General features: G+C 64.1%; 18 protein-coding genes and 1 tRNA gene. 6 read left to right on the plus strand and 13 right to left on the minus strand.

Annotation, left to right across the window (positions count from 1 at the left end):
- Position 1 precedes the first annotated feature (1 nt).
- Positions 2-1,135 carry an efflux RND transporter periplasmic adaptor subunit gene (locus tag QA635_RS22990; protein WP_283061605.1) on the minus strand — a complete coding sequence of 378 codons (1,134 nt, stop codon included), beginning with the start codon at positions 1,133-1,135 and terminating at the stop codon, positions 2-4.
- Positions 1,136-1,371: 236 nt separating this feature from the next.
- Between QA635_RS22990 and QA635_RS22995 the strand changes: the two genes are divergently transcribed.
- The gene (locus tag QA635_RS22995) at positions 1,372-1,797 is read left to right on the plus strand and encodes a GNAT family N-acetyltransferase (protein WP_057018546.1); all 426 of its coding nucleotides are present in this window, start codon (positions 1,372-1,374) and stop codon (positions 1,795-1,797) included.
- Between the two features lie 45 nt (positions 1,798-1,842).
- On the plus strand, positions 1,843-2,640 hold the full coding sequence (gene xth / locus QA635_RS23000) for an exodeoxyribonuclease III (RefSeq protein WP_283061607.1): 798 nt from the start codon (positions 1,843-1,845) through the stop codon (positions 2,638-2,640).
- A gap of 21 nt (positions 2,641-2,661) precedes the next feature.
- Here xth and QA635_RS23005 read toward each other — a convergent pair whose 3' ends face one another.
- The 3 genes from QA635_RS23005 to QA635_RS23015 form a co-directional block, all read right to left on the minus strand.
- Entirely contained in the window at positions 2,662-3,498 is an 837-nt protein-coding gene (locus QA635_RS23005) for a tetratricopeptide repeat protein (protein WP_026192730.1), read from the minus strand.
- Complete coding sequence (gene ilvD, locus QA635_RS23010; protein ID WP_018271516.1) at positions 3,485-5,209, minus strand: dihydroxy-acid dehydratase; 1,725 nt, start codon at positions 5,207-5,209, stop codon at positions 3,485-3,487. Before ilvD ends, QA635_RS23005 begins: the two co-directional genes overlap by 14 nt.
- 735 nt (positions 5,210-5,944) lie before the next feature.
- On the minus strand, positions 5,945-7,561 hold the full coding sequence (locus QA635_RS23015; protein ID WP_283061609.1) for a sensor domain-containing diguanylate cyclase: 1,617 nt from the start codon (positions 7,559-7,561) through the stop codon (positions 5,945-5,947).
- Between the two features lie 487 nt (positions 7,562-8,048).
- On the opposite strand from QA635_RS23015, the gene QA635_RS23020 reads away from it, so the two are divergent.
- The gene (locus QA635_RS23020; protein ID WP_016846867.1) at positions 8,049-8,231 is read left to right on the plus strand and encodes a hypothetical protein; all 183 of its coding nucleotides are present in this window, start codon (positions 8,049-8,051) and stop codon (positions 8,229-8,231) included.
- Between the two features lie 252 nt (positions 8,232-8,483).
- Here the strand turns inward: QA635_RS23020 and QA635_RS23025 are convergent, their stop codons facing one another.
- The 4 genes from QA635_RS23025 to QA635_RS23040 form a co-directional block, all read right to left on the minus strand.
- A complete protein-coding gene (locus QA635_RS23025; protein WP_283061612.1) occupies positions 8,484-9,398 on the minus strand; it encodes a hydroxymethylglutaryl-CoA lyase in 915 nt (304 codons plus the stop codon).
- Positions 9,395-11,404 carry an acetyl/propionyl/methylcrotonyl-CoA carboxylase subunit alpha gene (locus QA635_RS23030; protein WP_283061613.1) on the minus strand — a complete coding sequence of 670 codons (2,010 nt, stop codon included), beginning with the start codon at positions 11,402-11,404 and terminating at the stop codon, positions 9,395-9,397. Before QA635_RS23030 ends, QA635_RS23025 begins: the two co-directional genes overlap by 4 nt.
- 14 nt (positions 11,405-11,418) lie before the next feature.
- The gene (locus QA635_RS23035) at positions 11,419-13,023 is read right to left on the minus strand and encodes a carboxyl transferase domain-containing protein (RefSeq protein WP_283061614.1); all 1,605 of its coding nucleotides are present in this window, start codon (positions 13,021-13,023) and stop codon (positions 11,419-11,421) included.
- 130 nt (positions 13,024-13,153) lie between these two features.
- Positions 13,154-14,326 carry an isovaleryl-CoA dehydrogenase gene (locus QA635_RS23040; RefSeq protein ID WP_225160990.1) on the minus strand — a complete coding sequence of 391 codons (1,173 nt, stop codon included), beginning with the start codon at positions 14,324-14,326 and terminating at the stop codon, positions 13,154-13,156.
- A gap of 192 nt (positions 14,327-14,518) precedes the next feature.
- Here QA635_RS23040 and QA635_RS23045 point away from each other — a divergent pair, with 192 nt between their 5' ends.
- Both QA635_RS23045 and QA635_RS23050 read left to right on the plus strand, forming a co-directional pair.
- A complete protein-coding gene (locus QA635_RS23045) occupies positions 14,519-15,172 on the plus strand; it encodes a TetR/AcrR family transcriptional regulator (RefSeq protein WP_283061616.1) in 654 nt (217 codons plus the stop codon).
- 2 nt (positions 15,173-15,174) lie between these two features.
- Positions 15,175-15,669, plus strand: coding sequence for an Lrp/AsnC family transcriptional regulator (locus QA635_RS23050; protein ID WP_283061617.1), 495 nt, complete (start codon positions 15,175-15,177; stop codon positions 15,667-15,669).
- Positions 15,670-15,703: 34 nt separating this feature from the next.
- Here QA635_RS23050 and QA635_RS23055 read toward each other — a convergent pair whose 3' ends face one another.
- Positions 15,704-16,009, minus strand: a complete 306-nt coding sequence (locus QA635_RS23055; RefSeq protein WP_016846428.1) for an ETC complex I subunit — start codon at positions 16,007-16,009, stop codon at positions 15,704-15,706.
- Between the two features lie 243 nt (positions 16,010-16,252).
- On the opposite strand from QA635_RS23055, the gene QA635_RS23060 reads away from it, so the two are divergent.
- The gene (locus QA635_RS23060) at positions 16,253-17,416 is read left to right on the plus strand and encodes an OpgC domain-containing protein (protein WP_028342094.1); all 1,164 of its coding nucleotides are present in this window, start codon (positions 16,253-16,255) and stop codon (positions 17,414-17,416) included.
- A gap of 6 nt (positions 17,417-17,422) precedes the next feature.
- Here the strand turns inward: QA635_RS23060 and QA635_RS23065 are convergent, their stop codons facing one another.
- From QA635_RS23065 to QA635_RS23080, 4 genes are all read right to left on the minus strand, one after another.
- Positions 17,423-19,243, minus strand: coding sequence for a carbamoyltransferase family protein (locus QA635_RS23065; RefSeq protein ID WP_283061620.1), 1,821 nt, complete (start codon positions 19,241-19,243; stop codon positions 17,423-17,425).
- A gap of 994 nt (positions 19,244-20,237) precedes the next feature.
- Positions 20,238-21,014 (minus strand): cyclase family protein, encoded by a 777-nt coding sequence (locus tag QA635_RS23070; RefSeq protein WP_283061622.1) that lies wholly within the window; start codon positions 21,012-21,014, stop codon positions 20,238-20,240.
- 806 nt (positions 21,015-21,820) lie between these two features.
- Positions 21,821-21,897, minus strand: a tRNA-Pro gene (locus QA635_RS23075).
- Positions 21,898-22,017: 120 nt separating this feature from the next.
- Complete coding sequence (locus QA635_RS23080) at positions 22,018-22,497, minus strand: DUF192 domain-containing protein (protein ID WP_057018558.1); 480 nt, start codon at positions 22,495-22,497, stop codon at positions 22,018-22,020.
- Positions 22,498-22,618 lie beyond the last annotated feature (121 nt).

Here is a 22,618-nt window from a genome sequence, read left to right on the forward strand (position 1 = left end):
GTCAGGCTCCGGCCTTGCGCGCCCGCAGTTCAACCCGCGATCCCTCCGAGAGCAGCAGCTGGCCGTCGACGACGACGCTTTCATCGCCCGCCAATCCGTCTGAGATCACCGATGAGCCCTGGAAGGTGCGATCGACCTTGACCGGCCGGACCTTGGCAACGCCGTCCTTGACGACGAAGACGAAATTGCCGTTCTGGCTGCGCTGCACCGCGACCGTCGGCACCACGACCGCGTCTTCGCTGCGGATGATCAGCTTGGTCTGCACGATGGTGCCGGGCCAGAGCGTCTCGCTCTCGTTGTTCATGATGCCGCGCACGGTCACCATGCCGGTGGTCGCGTCGACGGCGTTCTCCACCATCGCGACCTTGCCGCGCTCGGAGCGCTGATGGCCGGGAATGGTCGCGATCACCTTGGAATCGCCCTTCCCCATGGCGTCGCGCAGATCGACCAGCGCCCGCTGCGGAATCGCGAAGGTGACGTAGACCGGTGCCATCTGGTTGATGACCGCGAGCGGCTGGGTGTCGGCGGGGCGGACGAAGTTGCCGACCTTGACGTTGGCGACGCTGATCCGTCCCGCGAATGGTGCGCGGATGACGGTGTAGCTCTTCTGGACGCGGAGATTCTCCAGCGCGAAGCGGTCGGCCTTGATGGTGCCGATCAGGACGTCGGACTGGGTCTTGGCGTTGTCGAGGTTGACCTGGGTGGTCGCACCCTTGCCGACCAGTTCGGTGTAGCGGCGGAGGTCGCGCTGCGCGCCCTCGAGCTGGGCCTGGTCGCGGGCCAGGACGCCCTCGGCCTGCTCGATCTGCGCGTCGATCTGCCGCGCGTCGAGCGTGAACAGCAGGTCGCCTTCATTGACCCTGGCGCCGTCCTCGAAATGCACCGAGACAATGGTAGTCTCCAGCCGCGACTTCAGCGCCACGCTGGAGATCGGCGTGACCTGTCCAATGGCATCGACATCGACCGGAACCGATTTGCGTTCCGCCTTGGCGAGATCCACGGACACCACGCGCGGCCGCGGGGTCCCTTGCGCGGTGGCGGCGCCGCCACCCATCCATGAAGTGCGGGTCATGTAAGCCGCCCCGGCCGCAATGCCGAGAACAGCGACAGTCAGAACCAAATTGCGTTTTTTCATAAGTTTTGCACGTGCGCCGCCAGCTTGCCTTGAAGGCCGGTGCGCGTCGTCACTCCCCCGTCGGCAATTGTTGCGCCTTGTTTCCTGAGAGGGTTAGCACAGGCGGACCGCCCATGGTATGCCACCTAAGTGAAATAGTGCGGCTTCAATCCGGTCATTGGCATGCGCATCGCCGGACGTTTTGAGTAACCGGGCCGCATCCGTTCTGCTTCATTGAGCTTCCGAATCGCGACCTTATGTCCACCTCCGTCCTTGTCTGCCCCTGGGAAGAAGCCCGCGAACGCTCCCGTGCCATCCGCTACAGCGTCTTCGTCGAGGAACAGCGGGTGCCGGTAGAACTGGAATGGGACGACATGGACGCATCGAGCTGGCATGCGCTGGCGTTCGCCGACGACGGTGCGCCCTTGGCCACGGGCCGGCTGCTGCCGGACGGTCATATCGGCCGCATGGCCGTGCTCAAAGCGGCGCGCGGCACAGGCGTAGGCGCCCGCGTGCTGGACGCGCTGATGGCCAAGGCGGCCGAACTCGGCTATCCGGAACTGATCCTCAACGCGCAGACGCACGCGGAGCCGTTCTACGCACGCGTCGGCTTCGAGCGGATCGGCGCGGAATTCGAGGAGGCCGGCATCCCGCACATCGAGATGCGGAAGCGCTTGGTCTAAGCGGGGCGGCGCTCGGTCACGTGCCCCCACAATGAAGGAAGTCCGATGGCAGTTCGCATCGCTACGTGGAACGTCAACTCGGTCCGGCAACGGATCGAACTTCTGGTCAGCTGGCTGAAGGAGTGTTCCCCCGACATCGTCTGTCTGCAGGAGATCAAATGCGTCGATGATGCGTTTCCCCGGCTCGAGGTCGAGGCGCTCGGATATAACGTCGTCACGCACGGCCAGAAGACCTTCAACGGCGTCGCGCTGCTGTCGAAGCTGCCGTTCGACGAAACCAAATCGGGCCTCGCCGGTGACGACGAGGACGCACATGCCCGCTTCCTCGAGGGCGTCGTCACGCTGAAGCAGGGCGTGATCCGGGTCGCGTGCCTTTATCTGCCCAATGGCAACCCCGCCAATACCGACAAATATCCGTACAAGCTCAAGTGGATGTCGCGGCTTCTTGAGTATTCGAGGGAGCGGCTGAAGGCCGAGGAGCCGCTGATCCTGGCCGGCGACTTCAACGTGATTCCGGCGGCGCGCGACGTCTACAATCCCGCCGCCTGGGCCGATGACGCCCTGTTTCGGCCTCAGACCCGCGAGGCCTTCCAGTCGCTGCTCGGCCTCGGCCTGACCGACGCGCTGCGCGCGGTCAATGACGGGCCCGGCCAGTACACCTTCTGGGACTACCAGGCCGGCGCCTGGCAGAAGAACTGGGGCCTGCGCATCGACCACCTGTTGATGTCGCCGCAGGCCAGTGACCGGCTGATCGACGTCGGCATCGACAGCTATGTCCGAGCCTGGGAGAAGCCGTCCGACCACGTCCCGGTCTGGGCCGATCTCGACTTCGAGATCGCCTGACCCCGCCGGCCGGCGGGAAGATCAATCCCGGCGGCCCTGCACCCAGTGCTCGAGCATCTGCAGCGCCATCGCGCGATCGTCCTCGGAGGCCTTGGCGATCGCCCGGTTGTAGCTTTCCTTGATCCAGGCCTCATCCGGCGTCGCGCTGTCGCGCGCCAGCGTCAGCCACATCAGGCCGCGTGCCCGCTGCGGCGGCAGGCGGTCGCCGTTGAACAGCATCTGGCCGAGCAGCGCCTGCGCCTGATGCTGGCCCTTCTGGGCGGCAAGGCCGAGCCAGCGCGCGCCGTAGCGGAAGTCGTCCCGCGAGGCGTCCGGCGTCTTCAGGTAGAGCCGGGCAAGGTCGTACTGGGCGTCGGCATTGCCGAAATAGGACGCGGCATAGGAGAACATCTCCCGCGCCCGCTCGGTGTCCGCCTTCACCTTGGAATTGGGAATGCCGCTCAGATAGTAGCGGCCGAGCGCGACGAAGGCGTTGGCCACGATCGAGGCCTGCGGTGCCGACGGCGAATCCTCGGCATGCGCATTGGCGATCCGGCTGAAATACTCGAAGGCGCGCATGTCGTCCTGGATAACGCCATCGCCCTCGGCGTACATCTTGCCGAGCTTCCACTGCGCCACGGGGTGACCGCCCTCGGCCTGATACTGCAGCGTGCTGAACGACGAGGTCGGCGAGGTCGCCGCAGGCGCCACCGGGGTCGCGGCCCGTTTCAGCGCGCCGGCTGTCCCCGGCTGCGGGGAAACCACAGGAAGAACCGTATCTTGTGGGTTGACCGGTGCGCCGTCGAATCCGAATCCGGGGCCCGCCACCGGGATGGCCCCTAACGCAAACGCCAATATCGTACGCCTAAACGTCCGCATAACACTGTTTCTCGTACGCGCCACCCGGATGGGTGACTGCGCCATCCACCGCCGGCCCCACTTGCTCGGCGTACTTCCACAGCGCACCAGATGTATGGTTCGTCGCGCGAGGGGCCCATTTGGTCTTACGATTTGCGAGTTCGGCGTCGCTCAAATTTACGTTAAGGGTGCCGGCGACCGCATCGATCTCGATGATGTCGCCGTCTTGCAACAACCCGATCGGCCCGCCGACGGCCGCTTCAGGTCCAATATGTCCGATGCAGAAGCCACGGGTGGCGCCGGAGAACCGGCCATCGGTGATCAGGGCAATCTTGCCGCCCATCCCCTGCCCGGTCAGTGCCGCCGTGGTCGCCAGCATCTCCCGCATGCCGGGACCGCCCTTCGGCCCCTCATAGCGGATCACGATCACCTCGCCTTCCCTGTAGGTGCGCTTCTGCACCGCCTCGAAGGCGTCTTCCTCGCGGTCGAAGCACCGGGCCGGACCGGTAAACCTCAGGTTGGACATTCCCGCGACCTTCACGATCGCACCCTCCGGAGCGAGATTACCCTTTAGCCCGACAACGCCACCTGTCACGGTGATCGGATTGTCGGCGGGCCGCACCACATCCTGGTGCGGATTCCATTTCACGCTTTTGAGGTTTTCGGCGATCGTTCGGCCAGTGACGGTCAGGCAATTCCCGTGCAGGTGGCCATTGTCGAGCAGCGTCTTCATCAGCAGCGGAATGCCACCTACTTCAAACATGTCTTTGGCAACATAACGGCCGCCCGGCTTCAAATCCGCGACGTAAGGAGTCTTTTTGAAGATTTCGGCAACGTCGAACAAATTGAATTTAATGCCGCACTCATGGGCGATCGCCGGCAGGTGCAGCGCAGCATTGGTCGAACCACCTGAGGCTGCAACCACGGCCGCAGCATTTTCAAGGGCTTCGCGGGTGACGATGTCGCGGGGCCGGATGTTTTTCTCGATCAGCTCCATCACCTTCTCGCCGGCGGCGGCGCAGAAGGAGTCGCGGATCTCGTAAGGCGCCGGGGCCCCGGCGGAATACGGGAGCGCGAGGCCGATCGCCTCGGAGACGGTCGCCATGGTGTTGGCGGTGAACTGGGCGCCGCAGGCGCCGGCCGACGGGCACGCCACCCGCTCGATCTCGTCGAGGTCCTCGTCCGACATGGCGCCGACCGAGTGCTTGCCGACCGCCTCGAACATGTCCTGGACGGTGACCGGCTGGCCGCGGAAGTTGCCGGGCAGGATCGAGCCGCCATAGATGAAGATCGACGGAACGTTGAGGCGGACCATCGCCATCATCATGCCCGGCAGCGACTTGTCGCAGCCGGCGAGCCCGACCAGCGCGTCATACGAGTGGCCGCGGACCGTCAACTCGACCGAATCGGCAATGCATTCACGCGACGGCAGCGACGAGCGCATGCCGTCATGACCCATCGCGATGCCGTCGGTGACGGTGATGGTGCAGAACTCGCGCGGCGTGCCGCCGGCCGAGGCCACGCCCTTCTTCACCGCCTGCGCTTGGCGCATCAGCGAAATGTTGCATGGAGCGGCTTCATTCCAACATGAAGCAACGCCGACAAAGGGTTGATGAATCTGGGCTGTCGTCAGCCCCATCGCATAGAGATAGGACCGGTGCGGTGCGCGCTCGGGACCCTCCGTCACGTGACGGCTGGGCAGCCTGCCCTTGATGTTCGTCTTGGCGTCCATCGCGACCCTGTTCCCGGCGCTCTTTCCTCCATCAACGCCGGAACCCGAAAAAATGTCCCGTCGTCGGAGCGCTGGCTATTCAGCTACGTGAATATCCTTTCATGTCGGGGTGTGGCTAAAAAGCGGCGCGAGTGCGGACCGGGTGCTTTTAAGGTTAAATGTTCAAGCACCGTTGCAACATCGCAACAATCGTGGCCGCCGGGCAACCATGTATTATCAGTCCTTATAGGCACCTGATGCGGGCCCGACCACATAGCCGACAGATTGCCGCCATGTGATGGAGCTCGCTGGAGTAGAAGGAAAGGCCAGCCCCTGCTCACGGATTCAACTGTCAAACAGCGTATTCGGTGTCATCACCCACGCATGCGCGTGCAAGTGATCCAGTATTCCAGAGGCGCCAGTTGCTGAGCCGAGAGAACACGTCCTCCGCCGTCGTCCCGGCGAAGGCCGGGACCCATACTCCGCAGCGGGTGTTATGGATGGGACTCGTCGTTCCACCGATGCGCAGCAATGACCATCGGAGGTTATGAGTCACGGCTTTCGCCGGGACGACACTGAGTGTGTTGCGCGGGCTCGTGCTTCGCACGCCCCGGAATGACGACGAGGAGACGTCGTTCGAGCATCCAGAGGATGGCTGGAGCGCAGCGATGTCATCCAATTCGCGGTGACGCGATGGCGTATCGCTTCAGCCTTCGCTCTTCGGGCTACGGCGGACAAGTCCCTCCATCCTGCAACTCACCCGGTGGCCAGTTTCGGTGGCGACGGAGGTGACCAGCACTCCGTGCGATTCCTGCCGTGCTCCTTGGCCTGGTAGAGCGCCGCATCGGCAGCCTTCATTAGGGCATCGATCCCCGGCATGCTTGTGAGCGCCTCGGCAACGCCGATGCTCACCGTGAGTGATACCGGTCGATCATCCGCGCCCACCGTCAACGCTTCCGCCCGCTTGCGGATGCGCTCGGCGACGGTTCGGGCGCGCGACAATGTGGTCTCCGGCAGCAGGACCGCGAACTCCTCGCCTCCGACGCGGCCGACGACGTCGGACTTGCGCTTGCCCCGAATGCATATCCCGGCAACAGCCTTGATGGCCTCGTCACCGACCGCATGTCCGAAGCGGTCATTGATGCTCTTGAAGTGATCGATATCGACCATCAGCACGGATACCGAACGATAGTAGCGCTGGAACCGGCTCCACTCCGCATCCAGCGTCGTCAGGAAGTGCCTGCGGTTGAACAATCCGGTGAGCGGATCGGTGGTCGCAAGCACCTCCAGCTGCCGTGCGTTGCGTACGAGATCGGTCACGTCGACGAAGGTCAGCATGCGACCGCCGTTTGCCATCGTCGAGCAGTGGATCCTGATATGGCGGCCGTCCGGCGTCTGCACGTCGCGCTTGTGATCGCCTGCCTTGATCTCCGCAATCCGCTTCGCAGGAAAGGCCCTGATTTGCTCCGGGGTCGCGCCCGCCGGAACGGCGCGGCGATTGCGCGTGAGCAGCGTGATGTATGCCGGATGCCGCGCAACCTCCTCCTCGCTCACCTCCCAGAATTCCCGCATTCGCCGATTGAGGAAGATCGCATTGAGATCGCGGTCGAGCAGGACGACGCCGTCTTCGACGTTCTCGAGCGCGCCGGTCAGTACCTTGAGCTTGTCGGATGCGCGCACGATGTCGGTCACGGGCGTGTAGCTCACCATCCGGCCGCCGTCGGGCAGCGGCGTGCACTGACATCGAACCACATCACCGTTGCTGCGCCTGAGATCGATCGGGTTGGGGTCCCCGACGCTCACGAGGCGGACGCGCTCGGCAACATAGGCTTCGAGCTGCGCGGCCGGCAGCTCGTAGGCCATCGTCTTGCAGCCGTGATGCATCAGGTCGGTGAAGCTGGGGCTGCGGTCGGCCACCGCGTCCGGAAGCGCCCACATGCTCCGAAACGCACGATTAATGAACAGGGCCTTCAGCTCCGAGTCCAAAAGCAGGATGCCGACCGGGATCTGATCGAGCGCCGCGCGCAGCGCCAGCATGTGCCCGCGCAGAATGTCGCCGCTGCGCCGCTCCGGAATGGCGGCCGGCACAGGAGCGGCAGGCGTGGGCACCGCAGCGTTGGCCTGCTGCTCTTCAAAGACCAGGCCGAGCTGGCGGTCCGATTGCCACAGCCGTTTGCATGGCTTCACCTGATTGCTGCCGACGAGCAACAGTTGAATGTGATCGGGAATGCCAACGACACTTTCGAGTTCCACGGTGGCGCCCGTCTCCGTGAGCTGGCGGACCGTGCAGTCGAAGGCCGACCGGCCGAAGTTGAAGACGATCTTTCCGGCCAGAAACGTTCGGCCGCGGGAAGCTGACACCTGTCCGGACATGGCGAGAATCCACCTGGAGCAATTGCGAGCCCCCTCACCTCAGCACGTTTGAGTCACCAAGCCATGAACGCTTTCGGGAGGGTTTAATCGGGAGCCGAGCCGATGACGCCGGCTGTGTGCGCCGCAAAACGGGTTCCATCCGGCGGAAGGACCTCGCTCGTAGGGAAGCGAAGCGATACCCATCATTTGCGCCGCGGATACTGAATTGATGGGCTTCGCTGCGCGCTACCGATCCGATTACGGCTCCGCCGCATCGTCAGTTGCTCATCTCATATCCGAGCGCTTCGATTTGCCTCCGGAATGCCTCGAAACGCTCATGCGCTTCCGCCTTCGCTGTTCGAGCTACGGCGGACAAGTCGCTCCCATCAATCGGTCAAAGTCATTGCCGGGAAGAATTTAGTTCTACCCTATAATTATGCTGTGTTAGACGCAGTCCGAGTAGTAGCGTCGCAACTCCCTCAGTAACAGTGTCAGGGAAACGCCCGCCATGTCTGCTCTCCAAGCAAAGCTGGAACGATTTGAGATCCTCGCCGACGAATGCGAGCTGATCGCTAGCAGGACGCTGGATGGGAGCAACCGCGAGCTATACCAGCGGTTGGGCGGGCACTATCGCGAGCTGGCGACCGATATGAGGGCCGTGATCGCGACGATCAATGCTCCGGCGGCGTAAGAAAAAGGGCCGCTCGAAACAACAAGCGGCCCAAGTCTAGGGAGGAAACGCCCTCAAGGAGGGCGGCGATAGCGCGAGGCGCTGTCGCACGATGGGCATATGGGTCGAGAGTCCAGCTTCGGGAGCCCGGACTGCGCAAGCCAGGGGCGCGACTATGAGCCTTGAATCTGCGCTTCGCAGCACATAACTCCGGGCGCGACCGCCGAAGATTGAGGCGGCTGCAATCCCAAATCGCTCCAAGCATCCCACAATTTACGATTTGGCGAGCCGCGTGCGCTTCGCGTTGAGCGCGGACGCAACACGGCTGACCGGCGGACGGCCGAGCAAGCCAGCCATCTCGTTGGTCGCGGCCAGCAGTCTGTCCATATCGATCCCGGTCTTCACGCCCATGCCCTCGAGCATGTAGGCGACGTCCTCGGTCGCGACGTTGCCGGTGGCGCCGGGGGCGTAGGGGCAGCCGCCGAGACCGCCGGCGGCGGCATCGATGACACGGACGCCCTCTTCCATGCCGGCATAGAGATTGGCGAGCGCCTGGCCGTAGGTGTCGTGGAAGTGCATCGCGAGGTTGCCGATCGGCAACTCAGAACCGACCGCACGCAGCATCTGTTTGGCCTTCAGCGGCGTGCCGACGCCGATGGTGTCGCCAAGCGAGATCTCGTAGCACCCAAGATCCCACAGTGTCACCGCGAGGTCGGCGACCGCCTTCGGCTTGATCTCGCCGTCGAACGGACAGCCGAGCACACAGGAGATGTAGCCACGCACCTTGACGCCGTCGGCCTTGGCGCGCGCCAGCACCGGCTTGAAACGCTCGATCGATTCCGCGACCGAGCAATTGATATTGGCGCGCGAAAAGCCTTCGGAGGCCGCCGCGAACACCGAGACCACCGCGGCGCCGGCCGCGCGCGCGGCGTCATAGCCCTTCTCGTTCGGCACCAGCACGTGGAATTCGGCGCCCTTGATGTGGCTGACGCCGCGCAGCACCTGGTCGGAGCTCGCCATCTGCGGGATTGCCTTCGGCGACACGAAGGCGCCGACCTCGACGGTATTGAGCCCGGCCGCCACCAGCGCCTCGACGAAGGCGATGCGCGCCTCGACGCTGACCGGCGTCTTCTCGTTCTGCAGGCCGTCGCGCGGCCCCATCTCGACGAGTTGGATCTGATCGCTCATGACGCGGCCGCAGGTTCGACTTCGGCAAGCTCGACGCCCTCGCCGACGATGTCGCCGACCTTGCATCTGAGCTTCTTCAGCACCCCGGCATAGGGCGCGCGCAGGGTCTGCTCCATCTTCATCACTTCCAGGGTGAGGATCGGGGCGCCCTTCTCGAGCGTTGCGCCCTCCTCGGCCAGCAGCGCCACCACGGTGCCCGGCAAGGGCGCCACGATCTTGTCCTCGCCGACCTGCTCCTCGCTCTCGCCGCCGAACGGATCGACCCAGTGCAGGTCGAAGCGGCCGTTGCGGGTGCGCAAGTAGAGCTCGTGGCCCTCGATGACCGAGGCTATACGCGACTTGAGGCCGTTGAGCGTCAGGTCGAAGCCGTCATCGCCGGCTGACGAGATGGCGAAGACGAGTTCGCGCCCGCCGACCGTGAGCGTCGACGGTCCGTTGCCATAGTGCAGCGTGATGGTCTGGGCGGGCTCATGGCCCTGCCGGAACGAAAACACCCGCTGACGGCGGCCGACCGGCATCCAGCCGAAGGCCTGCCAGGGCGAGCTGGCCTCGCGCCGCGCCGCCTTCTGCTCGTCGTTGACGATCGCGGTCACCGCCGCGCAAAGCTCGAACTCGCCGGCCGTGCCGGTACCCGATGTCAGGTTCTTCAGCTCGCGCTCGATGAAGCCGGTATCGATCGCATTGGCTCGCGTATCCTTGTGCGTCACCAGCGCCGACAGGAACGGGATATTGGTGACGATGCCGCGGACATCGGTCTCCTGCAGTCCGCGATTGAGCTTGTCGATCGCGCCCTCGCGCGTCGGCGCCCAGGCGATCACCTTGGCGAGCATCGCGTCGTAGTACGGCGAGACGTTATCGCCGCTGCGATAGCCGGCATCGATGCGCAGGCCGTCGCCTTCCGGTGGCGTCCGCCAGGTCTTGATGCGGCCGACCGAGGGCATGAAGTTCTTCTGCGGATTTTCGGCGTAGACCCGCGCCTCGATGGCATGCCCGTTCAGCCTGATCTCGTCCTGCTTCAGCGGCAGCGCCTCGCCGAAGGCGACGCGGAGCTGCCATTCGACGAGATCGACGCCGGTGATCAGCTCGGTGACGGGATGCTCGACCTGCAGGCGGGTGTTCATCTCGATGAAGAACACGTCCTTGCCGTCGGAGACGAACTCGATGGTGCCGGCGCCGATATAGTTGACCGCGCCGGCGGCCTTGCGGGCGGCCTCGCAAACCGTCTCGCGTTGCGCGGCGTTCAGCGTCGGCGACGGCGCCTCCTCGATCACCTTCTGGTGGCGGCGCTGCAGCGTGCATTCGCGCTCCCACAGCGAGAGCAGATTGCCGTGGCTGTCGCCGATGATCTGCACCTCGATGTGGCGCGGGTTCTGCACGTATTTCTCGATCAGCATGCGGTCGTCGCCGAACGCCGCCTTGGCCTCGCGCTTGGCGCTGGTGATCGCGGCCGTGAGCTCAGCCGCCGAATTGACCACGCGCATGCCGCGCCCGCCGCCGCCGGCAGACGCCTTGACCAGCACCGGGAAGCCGATCCGGTTGGCGGCTTCCGCCAGCGTCGCCTCGTCCTGGGCCTCGCCGTGATAGCCCGGCACCAGCGGCACGCCGGCCTTCTCCATCAGCGCCTTCGAGCCGGACTTCGAGCCCATCGCCGTCATCATCTCGGCGGTCGGACCGACGAACACCAAACCTGCTTCAAGACAGGCCTGCGCGAACTCGGCATTTTCAGACAGGAAGCCGTAGCCGGGATGCACCGCCTCGGCGCCGGTCTCCTTGGCGGCGGCGATGACGCGCTCGATGCTGAGATAGCTGTCGCGCGCCCGTGCCGGACCGAGCAACACCGCCTCGTCGGCGAGCGCGACATGCATCGCGTCGCGGTCGGCCTCGGAATAAACCGCGACGGTGCGCAGCCCCATGGCGCGCGCCGAGCGGATGACGCGGCAGGCGATCTCGCCGCGGTTGGCGATCAGAAGCGTACGGAAACGCCGGGTGAGTTTTGAGCGGTCCATGGTCAGTTCCTGGGTCACATCCTGAACAGGCCGAACTTCGTCGGCTCGATCGGGGCGTTGGCTGCCGCCGACAGGCCGAGCCCGAGCACGAGGCGCGTATCAGCCGGATCGATCACGCCGTCATCCCACAGCCGCGCCGTGGCGTAATAGGGATTGCCCTGCTTCTCGTATTGCGCGCGGATCGGCTCGCGGAATTTGTCTTCCTCTTCCGCCGACCAGCTCTCGCCCTTGGCCTCGATGCCGTCGCGCCGCACCTGGCTCAGCACCATCGAGGCCTGCTCGCCGCCCATCACCGAGATGCGCGCATTCGGCCACAGCCAGAGGAAGCGCGGGCTGTAGGCGCGGCCGCACATGCCGTAATTGCCGGCGCCGTAGGAGCCGCCGATCACGACGGTGAATTTCGGCACGCCTGCGGTCGCAACCGCCGTCACCAGCTTGGCGCCGTCGCGCGCGATGCCGCCGGCCTCGTACTTCTTGCCGACCATGAAGCCGGTGATGTTCTGCAGGAACACCAAGGGAATGCCGCGCTGGCAGCACAGCTCGATGAAATGCGCGCCCTTCAGCGAGCTCTCGCTGAACAGGATGCCGTTGTTGGCGATGATGCCGACCGGATAGCCAAAGATATGGGCGAAGCCGCAGATCAGCGTGGTGCCGTAGAGCTTCTTGAACTCGTCGAACTCGGAGCCGTCGACGATCCGCGCGATGATGTCGTGCACGTCGAACGGTTTTCTGCCGTCGGCGGAGACCACACCGTAGATCTCCTCGGCCGGAAACAGCGGCTCCTGCGGGGGGCGCATGTTGAGCTGTGCCTTCACCGGCTGCTTCAGCGTGCCGACGATGCGGCGCGCGATCCCGATCGCGTGGGCGTCGTTCTGCGCATAATGATCGGTCACGCCCGACTGGCGCGAGTGGACATCGGCGCCGCCGAGCTCTTCGGCGGTGACGACCTCGCCGGTCGCCGCCTTCACGAGCGGCGGACCGCCGAGGAAGATCGTGCCCTGATTGCGCACGATGATGCTCTCGTCCGACATCGCCGGCACATAGGCGCCGCCCGCGGTGCAGGATCCCATCACGATCGCGATCTGCGGGATGCCCTGCGACGACATCTGGGCCTGGTTGTAGAAGATGCGGCCGAAATGCCGCTCGTCGGGAAATATCTCATCCTGCAACGGCAGGAACGCGCCGCCGGAATCCACCATGTAGACGCAGGGCAGATTGTTCTGCCGCGCGATGTCCTGGGCGCGCAGATGCTTCTTCACCGTCATCGGGTAATAGGTGCCGCCTTTGATGGTGGCGTCGTTGGCGACGATGATGCATTCGCGGCCCGAGATGCGCCCGACGCCGGTGATGACGCTGGCCGAATGGACGTCACCGCCATAGAGCCCGTTGGCGGCGAGCGGCGAAAGCTCCAGGAATGCGGTGCCGGGGTCGACCAGGAGATCGACGCGATCGCGCGCCAGCATCTTGCCGCGCGAGGTGTGCCGCCTGCGCGAGGTCTCGCCGCCGCCGCCGGCCACCTGGTTGAGCTTGCCGCGGAGCTCCGCGACCAGGCCGCGCATCACCTCGGCGTTGCGGGCAAATTCAGAGGATGTGGGATCGATCGTCGATTGAAGCGGCATCGGTGTTGCACGTTTCGTTAGAGTATCGGTGGGGTTCAAGGTCAATCATCGTGCCGGGGTGCGCACAACTGCCACCACTGGTGCGGTGACAGCCCCTCTCCCCGCGAAGAGCGGGGCGAGGGAGAAGACATCAGGCTGTCTTGGCGAACAGCTCGCGGCCGATCAGCATGCGGCGGATCTCGCTGGTGCCGGCGCCGATCTCGTAGAGCTTTGCATCGCGCAGCAAGCGGCCGGTCGGATAATCGTTGATGTAGCCGTTGCCGCCCAAAAGCTGGATCGCATCCAGCGCGCATTGGGTGGCTTTCTCCGCGGCGTAGAGGATGGCGCCGGCGGCGTCCTCGCGCGTGGTCTCGCCGCGATCGCAGGCCTTCGCCACCGCGTAAACATAGGCGCGCGAGGCGTTCATCGTGGTGTACATGTCGGCGACCTTGCCCTGCACCAGCTGGAACGAGCCGATCGGCTCGCCGAACTGCTTGCGCTCGTGCACGTAAGGCAGCACCACATCCATGCAGGCCTGCATGATGCCGATCGGCCCCGCCGCCAGCACCGCGCGCTCGTAGTCGAGACCACTCATCAGCACGTTGACGCCGCGGCCGACCTCGGAGAGCACGTTCTCCTCCGGCACCTCGCAATCCTCGAACACCAGTTCGCAGGTGTCGGAGCCGCGCATGCCGAGCTTGTCGAGCTTCTGCGCGGTGGAAAATCCCTTCATGCCCTTTTCGATGATGAAGGCGGTGATGCCGCGCGGGCCGGCGTTCGGATCGGTCTTGGCGTAGACCACCAGCGTATCGGCGACCGGGCCGTTGGTGATCCACATCTTGTTGCCGTTGAGCACGAAGCGGTCGCCCTTCTTGTCGGCACGGGTCTTCATCGAGACCACGTCCGAGCCCGCGGACGGCTCCGACATCGCGAGCGAGCCGACGTGCTCGCCCGAGATCAGCTTCGGCAGATATTTGCGCTTCTGCGCCTCGTTGCCGTTGCGGCGGATCTGGTTGACGCAGAGGTTGGAATGGGCGCCGTAGGACAGGCCGACCGAGGCCGACGCCCGCGAGATCTCCTCGACGGCGATGCAGTGCTCGAGATAGCCGAGGCCCGAGCCGCCATACTCCTCCTCGACGGTGATGCCGTGCAGGCCGAGCGCGCCGATCCGGGGCCAGAGGTCGCGCGGAAACTGGTTACTGCGGTCGATCTCGGCGGCGCGCGGCGCGATCTCGTTGGTCGAGAAGTCATGCACCGTCTCGCGGATCGCATCCGCGGTCTCGCCAAGGTCGAAATTGAAGATTGCCGCCTGGTTCGAGGCCATGATCCCTCCCGTGAGATTCATCTTGCAATTAAACGATCATACGTTTTTTTCTTGGCTTCGCAAGCAATCGTGCTATGGTTTGGGCGCGAAATCCGCAGTTCATTGAATTCACTGGGATTTCATGCGATATACATACGGTCGTTCGCTTGTTTCCTGGTCCTCCCTGGCAAGCCAACACCCTCCGAGGCCCCGATGGCACGCACGATCGGCTCACACGGCCCCACCACGCTGGAGGCGATCCGCAAGGCCGGCGTGCGCCTGATCTTCGAGCACGGCTACGAGGCCATGAGCCTGCGCCAGCTTGCCGCCGAAGTCGGCATCCAGGCGGGCTCACTCTACAACCATATCTCAACCAAGCAGGACCTGCTGTTCGATCTGGTCCAGGACCATATCAACGATTTGCTGCGCGAGCTTGACCTTGCGCTGGAGGGCAAGGCCGATCCGGTCGAGAAGCTGCGCGCCTTTGTCGCGTTCCACGTCACCTATCACATGACCCGCAAGCGCGAGGTCTTCATCGCCAATTCCGAGCTGCGCAGCCTCGATGCGAAGAACTACGACGCCGTGGTGGCGCTGCGCGGCGCCTATGAGCAGCGGCTGGCACAGATCCTCACCGACGGGGCGGCGGACGGCGCGTTCGAGGTGGTCGACATCCAGGTCGCGACCTTCGCGATCCTGGCGCTGCTCACCGGGCTGTGCACCTGGTACCGCCCCGGCGGCCGGCTGACCCGCGACGCCATCATCGCGGCGCATGAGAAGCTGGTGCTGTCGGGCGTCGCGCCGCGGGCTGCGATCGGCCAGGCGAGCTACGGCAGCGACAGCCGGCGCGCCGCCGTGGCGGGCTCGTAGCCGTGACCGCGCGCCCACAGCTCGATGACATCGATCTGCGGATCCTGTCCGAGTTGCAGCGGGACGGCCGGATCAGGATCAACGAGCTCGCCGAACGGGTCGGCATCACCGCCCCGCCCTGCCTGCGCCGGGTTCGCGCCCTGCGCAGCCGCGGCGTGATCCAGGCGATCCGCGCCACGCTGGACGAGCGGCTGCTCGGCTATGAGGTGACGACCTTCGTGCTGATCCAGCTCGACAGCCAGACCCTGAGCGCGATCGAGGCGTTCGAGGCTGATGTGGCGGCCGTGCCGCGCTTCCTGCAATGCTGGCGGATCTCGGGCGATGCCGACTTCATGCTCCGATGCGTCGCGCCCAGCGTCGACGACATGCGCCAGCAGCTGCTGCAATTCGCCGGCCTGCCCAATGTGCGTAAGATCAGAAGCTTTCCGGTGCTCGGCGTCTCCAAGGACGCGCCGCTGCCGATACCGGGCGCCCTCGCCGCGCCCGCGGCGAACTGATCCGGGCGCCAGTCAGGACTTAGTGGGTCCAACCTTAGTGGGTCCAAGGCTCCCAACGGCGGAACGCGAAATTGTCGGCATAGGCGATCTGGCGGTGCGCCGAATCCTTCGGCTCGATTACCTGGTAGGCGATGCCCTTGCGCTCGCAATAGGCGACCGCCTCTTCCTTGGTCTCGAACTGCAGCGTCAGCTGCTGCTTCATGTCGGTGGACGAGGTCCAGCCCATCAAGGGCTCCACGGAGCGCGGCTGCTCCGGCTCGTAGTCCAGTTGCCACTCTTTGGTCTTGGCACGTCCCGATTGCATCGCGTTTTTGGCGGGCTTAAAAATGCGTGCGGTCATGGATGGTCGGCCCTGTGGGATGTGCGACATGGAAGCGATTTGAAGGAAACCGCCGGGATAGTATAGAGACACCTATCAACGATCTGATCGGTGATTCCTCGATCTCGGAGGCAGCCTTCGCCGGACCGGTATAGTCATTCTACCGCGCTGTGACAATCTGGCCTCGGGAGGCTTCCCTTAGCAGTCCCCCGGGCCCGCGGCGCGATCTTCTCGACAAGCATCACCTCGAGGAAACGGCGCGCCATGGAAATCCACGCTACCCTGCCCGAAAAAGGACGTGACCTCCGGCTCGACCTGTTCCGTGGGGTCGCGAACTGGGCGATTTACCTCGATCACATCCCCGACAACGTCGTGAACTGGATCACGACGCGGAATTACGGCTTCAGCGACGCCGCGGACCTGTTCGTCTTCATCTCCGGCTACACCGCCTCCTTCGTCTACGCCCGCATGATGCTGGAACGCGGCTTCATCGTCGGCGCCACCCGGCTGACCAAGCGGGTCTGGCAGCTCTACGTCGCCCACATCATCCTGTTCGTGATCTACATTGCCTCGATCAGCTATCTGGCGCTGCGCTTCGGCGATTCCGAGATCATCAACGAGTTCAACGTCGCCGGCCTCGTCGACAACGCCACCGAGACACTGCGCCAGGGCCTGTTCCTGAAATTCAAGCCGGTCAATCTCGACGTGCTGCCGCTCTATATCGTGCTGATGGGCCTGTTCCCGCCGGTGCTGTGGTTCATGCTGCGGCGGCCGAACTGGACCATGGCGGCCTCGCTCGTGCTGTGGCTGGTGTCGCGCCACCAGGGCTGGAACCTGCCGGCCTACCCGGCCGGCAGCTGGTACTTCAATCCGTTCGCCTGGCAGGTGCTGTTCGTGTTCGGCTCGTGGTGCGCGATGGGCGGCGCGCGCAACAACATGGGCATCATCAACTCGCGCTACACGTTGTGGTTCTGCATCGCCTATATGATTTTCGCGCTGATCATGACGATGGCCGGACGCTTCCCGGACTTCGGCGCCATGTTCCCGGACTGGCTCTATTCGGCCTTCAACCCGAACGACAAGACCAACCTCGCGCCGTATCGCTTCCTGCACTTCGTGGTGATCACGGTGCTGGTGATCCGCTTCATCCCGAAGGACTGGGCGGCGCTAGAGTGGAAGGTGTTCGATCCCCTGATCGTCTGCGGCCAGCAGTCGCTGGCGGTGTTCTGCGTCGGCGTGTTCCTGTCCTTTGTCGGACATTTCGAGCTCTCGATGAGCTCGGGCTCGCTGTTCGCGCAGATCTTCGTCAGCATCTCCGGCATCGCGATCATGACGATCGTGGCCTATTACATCTCGTGGTCGAAGCGGCAGGACAAGCCGGTCAAGCCGCCGGCGGCAAAGCCCGCGGCACCGGCGACACCTGCGTAATAGGTTTCAGCCGCCGCCGCGACTGGTGTCCTGCGTCGTCGAGGAGACGATGGTGGCGACGTCGCCGAACGTCGTCATGACAGGCGTGACCACCTTGTGCATGGCGGTCTTCGACACCAAGGTGTCGTGCATCACGAGGTGGTCGATCCCGGTGGTGAGGAAGCAGCTGACCGCGTCCTGCGGCGTCTCGATGATCGGCTCGCCCTTGACGTTGAACGAGGTGTTGATCAGGACCGGCACGCCGGTCAGCGCCTCGAATTCCTTCAGCAGGCGATAGAGCATCGGGTTGGTCTCTTCCCGCACGCTCTGCACCCGCGCCGAACCGTCGACATGCACGATCGCCGGGATCCTGTCGCGCCATTCCGGCCGCACCGGCTTTGCGATCAGCATGTAGGGCGAGTCCTCCTCGCCTTCGAAGATCTCCTTCATGCGCTCGGCCAGCACGATCGGCGCGAACGGCCGGAAGGCCTGGCGGTGCTTGACCCGGCTGTTGAGGATGTCCTTCATCTCGGCCCTGCGCGGATCGGCGATCAGGCTGCGGTTGCCGAGCGCGCGCGGACCGAACTCGGAACGGTCCTGAAACCAGCCGATCACGCGCTGGTCGGCGAGCAGCTTTGCGGTGTCGCGGCAGATATTGTCGCTGCGCTTCGCGTCGATCTGGATGCGCACCAGGAAGCTTTGCAGCGCGGCAGCCACCTCGGCTTCGCTGTAGCGCCGCCCGACATAGGCGTGGTCCATCACGAACGAGCGGCGCTGCTTGAGCACTTCGAGCCAGCCGTAATAAGCGCAACCAATCGCGATGCCGTCGTCGCCGGCGGCGGGCTGGATCCAGATGTTTTCGAAACCTGACTCGCGCGCGATGCGCCCGTTGGCCACGCAGTTCAGCGCGACGCCGCCGGCGATGCAGAGATTTTTCGCCCCCGTGGTCTCGCGCAGCCAGCGCGCCCGCGCCAGCAGCACGTTCTCGGTGTCGTCCTGCACCCGCCAGGCGATGTCCTCCCAGTGCCGCATCGTCGGGCTTTTGTCCCAGCTGCCGCTGTCGAGCACGAAGGGCTGCTGGTTCTCGGCGCCCCAGAACGGCACGTGCAGCTTGCCGTCCTTCATCTCGAGCAGATGGCCGACCTGCTCATGGCGGCCATAGGGCGCAAGCCCCATCAACTCGCCGCACTTGTTCCAGTCGCCGAACACATAGGTAGAGACCCGGCTGTACAGCGCCCCCAGTCCCGGCATGTTGTAGAACTCGTCCGACAACAGCCCCCGCGCCGGCTCCATCCAGACCTTCTTCAGGCATTCGAGCCTGGTGTCGTCGAACCTGTAGTAGCTCTCGGACTCGCGGGCCAGCGGCGACGCCCCATCCTCGGAGCAGGACTCCATCGCGTCGGCCCGATAATTGCCGACGCCGTCGACGATCATCACGACGCCGTCCTTGAATGGGGACACCGCGAACGCGCTGTAGGCATGCGCGAGGTGGTGCGAGATCGACACCACCTTGTCGGACTTGGAACGAAACAGCGGGTGCTTGATTGCCTCGTTGCGTTCGGCGATCGGCAGGAAGCCCGGCATGTCCTGGTGGAGCATCCGCTCCTCCATCTCGGGCACCGGCAGGATGTAGCTGTTGCGCACCACGAGATCGACGTCGTCGAGGGTGATGCCCTCGGCCGACAGGCAGTAGTCGACGACTTCCTTATAGAAGCCGGAGGCATGCTTCTCGCGGGTGATGCGCTCCTTGGAGATTGCGTAGGCGATCGCGCCGTCACGCAGCAGGCAGGCGCTGACGTCATGGTCGTAGACGTTGAGACCAAGGACGTAAGTGTGTTGTTTCGGCATGGGCACTCTTCAGGGAGGACACTGCAACGCTGAGAGAACAGGATCGTGTCGACTTCAAGTTCTCGCCGGCATTTTCCGAGGTTCTCAAATCTCTGCTTCTGCGATGCACAAATCAAATCGGCGCAACGCAAGATGAACAGAATGAACGGCGGATGAACGACAAGATGAGCGCAGCAACGACAGTATCCTTTGCAGGCGGGACTGTAACTTGACCTTACCTATTGGTCTCAATAGAGTCGTTAAAGCTCGCAAGAACCTTAGTGAAAATATTGTCTTAGCATGCACGAACCGAATGCCGGTGTCGCGCGTCTAAGCGAGACAGCCAGCATCAGTTCAGATGTTTGGAAGTGGACTGGAGATCTTCAGAATGACTAAACGCTACAATATCCTGACTCGTTGCCTAGCAGCAGTCGCTTTGTTGTTCGTCTATGTCGCAAGCACCTCTGCCATCTTGGTCGGCGTCACCACAGCGCCTGCGCAAGCCTGGCGCGGACGCGGCGGTGGCTGGGGCTATCGCGGCGGCGGCTGGGGTCGCGGTCGCGGGTGGGGCTATGGCCGCGGATATGGATATGGCCGTGGCTATGGCTACTACGGCGGTTACGCCGGTCCCCGTTGCTGGTGGACCCCGCGTGGTGTTCGCGTTTGCCGGTGGTAACAACCGCCCGGTCGACACAAGCGATATTAAAGACATGAAATCAGGTGCGTCGGTCCCGACGCACCTGATTTGCTTTTTGGGGTTGGTTCACCTGCCCGGCTTGGCTCAGCTGCGGCACGCAAGAAAGAGCCCCGGAGACGCCGGGGCTCTAGTCACGGGAGAGAACGCTTCCGAAATCGGGACGCGAGGACGAGCCGGCGGCCCGATCACCCAATGCATCTACTGCGTGCATGAAAGCAGATTCGGCTGCCTCAAGCTGTAGCGGTGCCGCAACAACCCACCGTAATGCACAGCCTGTCCACCGGTTCCCGAAGCTGGCCGATCACAACCCCGGCGCGCCTAGCCGTCGAGGATGGCGACCGCCCTCGTCCAGCCCGCCGACGCGCGCTCGATCTTCACCGGGAAGCACGACACCATGAACCCGGTCGACGGCAAGAGCTCCAGATTGTGCAGCTTCTCGATGTGGCAGTAACCGATGTGCCGCCCGGCCTTGTGGCCTTCCCAGATCAGGCTGGCGTCCCTGGTCTCGGCGTATCTCTTCGCGGTGAAGACGAACGGCGCGTCCCAGCTCCAGCCGTCGATGCCGGTCAGCCGCACGCCGCGCTCGAGCAGATACATCGTCGCCTCGTAGCCCATGCCGCAGCCCGAATTGACGTAGTCGGGCTGGCCATATTTCGCGCCCGCGCTGGTGTTGACGACGACGATCTCGAGCGGCGACAGCGCGTGGCCGATGCGCTTCAGCTCGGCTTCGACATCCTTGGCGGTCGCGACATAACCGTCAGGCAGATGCCGGAAGTCGAGCTTCACGCCCGGCTGGAAGCACCACTCCAGCGGCACCTCGTCGATGGTCCAGGATCGCTCGCCGCGGTTCATGGTCGGATGGAAATGCCAGGGCGCATCGAGATGCGTGCCGTTGTGGGTGGAGAGCGAGACCTGCTCGACGGCCCAGCCCTGTCCGTCGGGCAGGTCCTCCGCCTTCAGTCCATCGAAGAACTGCAGCATGCGCGGCAGCCCCTGCTGGTGATCAATATACTGGATGGTCGGATGGTTGCCGGGCGGATCGGCCGGAACGTCGTTCTGCAGGGGAACGGAGATATCGATCAGTCTGCGCGCCATGGTGCTTTCTCGCGGATTGGTCTTGTCGGGCCGAACCACCCTGCCAGCGCGCGCGCGTTATCGGCAAGCCACATCCGCTCGAGATCGCAGCTCACGATGTCGTGGCTTGGACTGCGGCAAGGCGGCGCAACGTTGAACCTATCCCCCGCCCACACGACCCATTGGCACTGGGGATTTCAGGGCCCAGTATTTCGACGGCGCCGTCTGGACGAGCATATTCCGTCCAGGCGGCGTTGTTGCCTCAGGCGAGACAATCTCGGCCGAAGCTTAGTTACCCGTGCCGGAACGCTGTTCACGCACAGAGAGCCACGGAAACAATACGTGTGCTCATGTCGTGCGGATTGCTGGTGGTGTTGCCACGCCGATACAGAGATACCCCCACAACGATGCTAACCAACCTGCATCTGAACCAAGACGGGGTTGCGTCGTGTCGGGATTTGATCACTGGAACGGTGCAAATAGAGCCTACTCGTCCGCCGAAGCGCCACATCTGCGCGATGAGCAGCAGCAGTTCGACCGCTATCACAAATTCGACGACCCCATCTCGCGACCGCCGGAGAGTGGCTCGAGAACCGTGATCCTGGATCGCTACAACCCGCCGGCCCGTTGATCTGGTCAGCGCCCGGGCGGCCGAAGTTGCGAGCAGTGGAGCGCGGGGGCTTCGGTCCCGCGCTTGCTATTTCAGGGTGCCAACTGACCGCGATTTGTGGACCAGGTCAGGCGCGAATGCCGAGCACGCGCCGGTTACAAACATCGCGTCCGCCTCATCTACCGACGGAGCGTCGCTGTTAAGTCTTTGACTTGGATGGTCGGGGCAGCTGGATTCGAACCAACGACCTGCAGTACCCAAAACTGCCGCGCTACCAGGCTGCGCTATACCCCGACATTTCCGAGAAGCCCCGTGGATACACGCTTCAGCCAGCGCCAGCAAGGCACGGATGGGGGCTTCGCGCGGCGAATCCGGGCACCTCTTTCCGTCCGGAAATCGCGTCAAAACCGGATGCTAACGGCCGCCGAACAGCGGATGGGCAACCCGGTCGCCGGGCTGGATCCCGTATTTCTGCGCGGTCCCGGCAATCACCTCGAGCACGCCCTTGGCGAGCCCGCGCGACGGAATGATCCTGGTCGAGAGCGGCTCGGTGTTTTCCGCGATCCGCAGGATGCGCCCGTCAGCGCGGATGAAGATCATGTCGAGCGAGATGTAGGTGTTCTTCATCCACATCGACACTTCCTGCTCCGGCGAGAAGTCGAACAGCATGCCTTTGCCGTCCGCGAGTTCCTTCCGGTACATCAGGCCAGTCTCCTTCTCCTGCTCGGTGGTTGCCATTTCGACCGAGAAGACGTGCACGCCCGATTTGGTGACGATCTCGAGCGGCTGGACGCTGGCGGCCTGCGCGGCCGGAGCCAGCAGCGCCCCGAACATGATCACGAGGCAGGCCATCAGCCACGAACGATGGCGCCCAACAATGCGAACGAAATTCATCGACAAATACTCACACCGGGGAAGATTTTCCGGCGGACCCTAACCCGACGATTGCGGCAAATGCCAGAGCCGAGACGGCTCGCCGGCGGCTCACGTTTCCGTCAGGGCGTATTGAAGTCGG

It is taken from the genome of Bradyrhizobium brasilense (genome assembly GCF_029714345.1).
Lineage (GTDB): Bacteria > Pseudomonadota > Alphaproteobacteria > Rhizobiales > Xanthobacteraceae > Bradyrhizobium > Bradyrhizobium australafricanum.